4 protein-coding genes are annotated in these 6,349 nt (G+C 46.6%); 1 reads left to right on the top strand and 3 read right to left on the bottom strand.

What is annotated here, in order from left to right; translation table 11 throughout:
- Window positions 1-68 precede the first annotated feature (68 nt).
- Genes QUB39_RS11000 through QUB39_RS11010 form a run of 3 tightly spaced genes read right to left on the bottom strand, consistent with a single transcriptional unit; the run spans window position 69 to window position 3,491 of the window.
- Window positions 69-2,081: an Ig-like domain-containing protein gene (locus QUB39_RS11000; RefSeq protein ID WP_333058327.1), complete on the bottom strand. Its 2,013-nt coding sequence runs from the start codon at window positions 2,079-2,081 to the stop codon at window positions 69-71.
- Between the two features lie 18 nt (window positions 2,082-2,099).
- The gene (locus tag QUB39_RS11005) at window positions 2,100-2,588 is read right to left on the bottom strand and encodes a hypothetical protein (RefSeq protein WP_333058324.1); all 489 of its coding nucleotides are present in this window, start codon (window positions 2,586-2,588) and stop codon (window positions 2,100-2,102) included.
- A gap of 12 nt (window positions 2,589-2,600) precedes the next feature.
- Entirely contained in the window at window positions 2,601-3,491 is an 891-nt protein-coding gene (locus QUB39_RS11010) for a hypothetical protein (protein WP_333058325.1), read from the bottom strand.
- A 1,060-nt stretch (window positions 3,492-4,551) separates the two neighbouring features.
- Here QUB39_RS11010 and QUB39_RS11015 point away from each other — a divergent pair.
- Window positions 4,552-6,234, top strand: a complete 1,683-nt coding sequence (locus tag QUB39_RS11015; RefSeq protein WP_333208445.1) for a tetratricopeptide repeat protein — start codon at window positions 4,552-4,554, stop codon at window positions 6,232-6,234.
- Window positions 6,235-6,349 lie beyond the last annotated feature (115 nt).

Here is a 6,349-nt window from a genome sequence, read left to right on the forward strand (position 1 = left end):
AATCAAGGATCTTTCAGGACAGCAAAACTTTTCTCATAGCTAGCTGTCCCCTACTTCCAAATAGACTGCTAGACGATAATAATTGTCTGACCAGCAGTCAAACTGGTGAAGTCATACGTTGTGCCACCAGCTATGAGTTTTTCAAACTCGGAAGTTATCATAAGTTGGTTACCTTGGGTGAAAGTCGCCGATGTGTCCCATATGCCAACGGTATAACTTCCTGGCGTTAATTCTAGTGTGTCATTACCGTTTCCGCCATAAAAATCACCACTACCAAAACCCTTGATATAGTCTTCGCCCTCTCCTAAAAACACACTTCCACTGCTATTCAAGCCTGACTCAAAGCCTTCATGAGCAATGATGGAGTCGTTACCATCACCAGTATTAATGTTACCGCCGTTGTTATAAATGCCATATCCGGTACCAGTACCATCAACGCCTCCGTCAACAAAGATAAAGTCATCACCATTGCCAGTATCAATGACACCCTCGTTGTAAATGCCGCCAGTGCTAGTGATTGTGTCGTTACCATCTTCTAAAGACAACCCACCCCTGTTAATAAGCGTTCCATTCCCATTACCTGCATTAAGGCGATCGTCTCCTGGTGTCCCTGTTAGTTCATCTGTCACATTACTGCCGTCCAGGTCAACGCCGACTTCAACAAGAACTGAAGCCGTAGCTGTAGCAGTTCCATCGCTAATCGTATAAGTGAAACTGTCACTGCCGCTAAAGGTCGTTAAAGGAGTGTAAACTAATCGATCGTCAGTAAAGTTATCAGGCGTACCGCGATTATCAAGAACAATGCTACCTCCTTTCGTAGAAACGCTGTCAAATGCTTCTACGGTTATGACATCTCCATTAGGGTCACTGTCATTAGCTAAAACATTTATACTAACAGCGATGTTCTGGTTCGTTGTGCTCTTGTCATTTACCGCTGTGGGAGGAGTATTCACAGACGCGGGCGGTAAATTGATGATGTTGAGCAAGATGTTCACCAAGTCCTGATCCGTCGAGGCCTTAAGGAAGTCGCCTCCGGTGGTGTTTGCTATGCCCTCAAGGGCAGACGTATCAACACCATTAGGGCCAGTAAATATTGTAAATATTTGAACTTGTGCAGTCGTTGGGTCAGGAGTAATGGGATCGTCGGATGGCACAAATGGAAAAGGGGGATTAGCGTTGGGGTCACCTGGGTTACTTCGTTGTTGTGTATCGCTCGAACCGTCACCTCCGAATGCCAGGTTAAAGGTATCGACTGAGCCGCCAGATCCCGCTACGGAGGAACGCGCTGCGACCGTGGCTCCAATACTACTAGCCAGGGCGTTCACTTGGCCAGCTAGGGCGCCGTCTTTCGCTGCCGCATCTGTAAATAGAGCGATCCGAAGCACGCCTGCGCCAAACCTCCATTGCCCCATAGACCCGTCTAGTGCAACACGAAGCCCGTCAAAGGCTGTCTCCGGAGTGTCGCCACCACCGCCTACAGTGATGCTATTTATTGCTGCAAGTGCGGCGGCTTTTCTGGTGGCAAAGTCGTCTTGATTTGTAAACGGGAGAATAACCTGTGACGGTTCCCCACTGATACTGTCCTTAAACCCGACCACCCCAATGCGACCATCGTTCTTGCCGCCAGCGAATACTGCATCAATAAGTGAAGATGCCTGCGCTTTCACACTTCCTATTGATGAACCCATGCTGCCTGTAGTGTCGATCACAAGAGCGAAATCGGTTTGGAAGGTAAGACCACCCTTTGCAAGTTTGTATGTCTTGCCGCCGTCAAACTGCAAGAATTCGACGTTTCTCAGCGTATCTGAACCAGCGTCCTTTGCACCGCGTGCATGGCTAACTGACCAAGAACCATCTGAATTTTTCTGGATGTCGTAGTCAGTTTCCTTCCCAAAATAAACTCCAGTGTCTGTACCAGCGCCTCCGCTCAACGTATCATTGCCGCCAGCGCCGAACAAAAAGTCATTGCCGTCACCAGACAGAAGAGTGTTATCGAGTGATCCTCCGATTAGCAGGTCCCTCGACGTACCGAGTGAGGTCGAACTTAAGTAGCGCTCATCCTCAGTTTTGGCAGCATCGATCGCTGCACCATTCGTATACTAATAATTAAGTTTATGGAGTCCCTTATTGTCTGAACCAAGGTAAGAAACCTGTTCGGGGAGACCAAGTTCCTTGTAAATCTGATTTGCAAACTTAACAGTATCTCCTTTGTAATCTAAAGATGTGAAATTATCTTCTTTTCCAGTCAGCGCATGAACAAGCTCATGTAATAAACCTGTGGTTAACGTATCTGGTACGGCTTTGCCAGTCGGACTGATGTAACTTGCATTGTTCAACTCTGCAAAATCAATTTCCACTCGGCCAGTACCAACATTACCACTAGGAGTAACTCTAACAAGACCCTGAAACTGATTCGCCATGAATTTTATGTCTATTGTATTCCCCGGAGCAGCATTAATCCAGTTGTCGAACATAGCCTTAGCTGTGGACGAACCGTTGTATGCTGTCTGCAAAGCGGCGAGGATCTGTGCCTCTTCGGCGGCACTAAAACCCGTGAACGTGGTCTTTTGAGGAAATGTCCAAGCCATAATTTTTTCTCCTTAGCGAAGCTTTTTAATTCGGTATCGATCGAGGGTGAATAGGTCTTTCAGATCGAGAACGCTTTCGTAGCGGCTCTCAGTCGTTTCTGACGCGAAAAATTGGTCAACGAGAGCCTTGGTAAGATCGGTATATCCGCTCGCTGCCAACCCAACGGCGGATCTAAGAGCGGAGTCCACCCTCCCGGAGAAAGGACTGCGTGTGCTTTGCGACGCATTGCGAAACAGCCAAAGGATTTCTGGTGGCAAGCGTTTTGAAATACTGGTTTGGCCGGCAGATACGGCTTCTGGAGACGGTACAAGCAGCACAGAGTCGGTGTAATCTTGTACAAATTGCTCGAAGATGGGCTCATCAATCGGAACCAGAGGATTGGTGGGCGAGGCGCGTATGCCCGACATCAGTGCTTGATCGAACAGAAACTGTCGTTCGTTCCATAGGAACACCGCACGCACAACGAGCCTGGGCGAACGGCTGAACGTGAGTTTTACCCAAGGACTATCCAAATGCCTGCTACCATTAGATTGCGTGCGCTCTAAGTTGAACGGTGCTACGATTGGCGCAGTCTTGACCAGCCGACGGTAAACGAAAAAAAGCTTGACTTCTGGAGAACTTTTCAAATCTCCGTGGCACTGTGCCCGATCGTCAATCTTGGCAGAGACGTGTTTGGAAATGGTAGTTACATAGTTCTTGAAAGGTGACTCCTGCAAAGTGTCAAGGGACGTGCCAGAAATCTGCCTCCCGCCCGTTTCGTCGATAATCTGAATTGAAGTTTGCACTTTTGGGCAGCTCTGCTTAGAGTACGTGCTTTTCATCGCGAGTACGTTGATTAGTAAGGAGGCAATGAATATTATGGCGATCGTCTTGTAAGATCGAATTCTTAAATTGACTGGCATAATGAAACTGTTCCCTCAACTTTATTTTCCAAATCAACGTCTAACACCAATTAATTTTGATGTTTGCCAAACCAACTCCTTTTAGCTCTTTGAAAAAAAGAAGTGTTGCAATAAAATAAATTAATTTATCGATTTATTTGTTTTTAGGCGTTGCTTAATCAGGGTATAAAAAAAATAAGTTTAACATCCAGAAGCTTTGTGGATACTGGTTTCTATGACTGGCATATTTAGCCTTTCATACCGTAAATCAGCAACGCCGTTTTTATTGCGTAATATCTAGCAACTACTAGTCATTGCCATCCTGAGCAACTCGATAAGCAAGCTCAAGGATACCTCTTATCTAATAAGATGTATAGCCGTTGTAATAAAAGTTAACACACTGCCTTCTTGGGAGCATCCCATTTTTGCTTTCATATCATGGAGGGTTGCATCAAAATAATATATTTGGATGATATAGCGAGCGAGCATCTCGCTCGCTATTACAAGTTTCCGACACTCGTAGTGGAGAGATCAAAATTTTAGACTCTGGTTCAAGCTCCTAGATTCATCTGTGGAGCCAATCGATTTTAGATTTTAGATTTTAGATTTTAGATTTAAGCATTGACCCCACGGATAAATTCGGGGGCTCCTTTATCGGATACAGGTTTTTTATTTCTGGACGGATGAATCCGGGGGCTTGTATCCTGGATGCTTTCGGTCAATCGAAAATCGAAAATCGAAAATCGACTGACCGTATTTTACAGCGGTATACGCAAAGCGGGAGCGGTGCATAATTTTATACATTACAGTTAAGTAAACATAATTTGTGGCAGCAGACCTGATATGCTAAGTTCGTCTCAAAACAGCAGCGAGTTAAGAAAAGCATAAGTTAATATATAGCTCTTCTCAGGTAGATGAGGTATGACTGATAATTGGTAATTGGAGTTGTTAGGCACTTATCTCACTTACTGCATAAGCACGATCGGAGGGCTAAAGCCCAACTACGTACCTCACTTACTTGAGAACCGCTATATAAGACCGCAAGCTTGTTATCCAACTAAATTTTTTATGTGCAAGGCGTATGCCAGACCTCTCGACTTCGGCTCCTGAAAACTCCTCAAACCCCCAGCCAGCTCTGCTGCCGCCGATTTTAAGAATTTTTGCAGCATTTCCAGATTACGATCGGGGCAATAGATTGTACGCATCGGGAAGGTACGAAGCGGCAGTCCTTTGCTACGGAAAAGCGGTTCAAATTAAGCCGGACTGGGCCCGGGCGTGGCTGAATCTGGGCAAAGCTTACAAACAACTGCACTCCTACGCAGAAACCGTAGCCTGCGCCGATCGAGCTACAGCAATTAATCCCGAAGAATACTGGGCTTGGATGCTGCGCGGCACAGGGCTGTTAAGTTTGCAAAATCACTCAGAAGCGATCGCGGCTTTCGACACCGCAATTCAAATCAATTCAGAAAAGCACGAAGCTTGGTATCAGCGGGGCAGAGTTTTAGAGGAATTGCAGCAGTGGGATACAGCCGCAAGCTGTTACAAAAAAGCAACCCAACTTCATCCAAATTTGCCCGCCATGTGGTATCGGCAAGGCAACGTGTTGGTTCAAGCTGAGCGCTATCCTGAAGCCGTGGCCGCTTTCGAGCGCGCGCTGAAACTCGTCCCGACTAATTGGGAAGCTTGGCTGAACCGAGGTTTGGCTTTGATGAAAGCCGAACGCTACGCTGAAGCGGTAACTTCTTACGATCGCGCCATTCAACTGCAACCGCAAAATAGTCTGGCTTGGTTCAATCGGGGCATTGCTTCAGCAAAATTGCACAAATACGCAGAAGCGGTGACAGCTTACGATCGCGTACTGCAAATGCAGCCCAACGACTGCGAAGCTTGGTTTTATAAAGGAATGGCCCTCAAACACCAGTGGGCCGATGCGGCAATTGCTTGTTTCGATCGGGCAATTCAAATTAATTCTTTGTATCCCGAAGCATGGATCGGGCGCGGTCAAACACTGTCAGAATCGAGAGATTTTGAAGGGGCGATCGCTGCTTTTGACCAAGCCATTCAAATTAATCCGAATTTTCCCGAAGCTTGGCTGGGTAGAGGCATGGCGCTAGCAGGATTGGAACGCTACAAAGAGGCAATTATCGCTTACAGTAATGCCCTACAAATTGAAGGTAACTTTCTAGAAGCTTGGAACTTGCGAGGCGAAGCTTTGGAAAAATTGCAGCAATACGAAGAAGCGATAGCCTGTTTTGATAAAGTAATCTCTCTGACTTCAGAAGCAGAAATTACATCAAAAGTAGGGTTGCAGCAAGGCGCAGCGCTGGAAAAGTTGCAGCGTTACGAAGAAGCCGTCGCAGCTTACAACCGCGTAATTAAAATCGTGCCCGACAATTTTGAAGCTTGGTTGAAACGCGGCAACGCTTTGTCAAAATTGCAGCAGTACGAACAAGCTCTAGCATCATACGATCGAGCAATTACTATCTGGCCGGACAACTATCAAGGCTGGGTACAGCGAGGTCTGATCCTAGGGGAAATGCAGAAGTATTCCCAAGCACTCGTCGCTTTTGACCAAGTGATTCAACTCAAGCCAGACAACTGGGAAGCTTGGGCGCAGCGAGGCGACGTTTTGCAAAAATTGCAGCGAACTCAAGATGCCATTAGCTCTTACGGAGTCGCCCTCGAAATCAAACCCGATTACTACGAAGCTCTAGTTAGTCGAGAAGAATTGAGACTCAAGGGCACGATGTCAGGAAAGTGGTGAGGAATGAGAATTAAATAACTTACAATGCGTGATGGTTATTGTGGGATGGGCGTCCCGCCCGCCCTTTCTGGACGGGCGGGACGCCCATCCCACTTTCAAGAGTGTAAATTATTTA

Source organism: Microcoleus sp. AT8-B5 (genome assembly GCF_036705565.1).
GTDB lineage: Bacteria > Cyanobacteriota > Cyanobacteriia > Cyanobacteriales > Microcoleaceae > Microcoleus.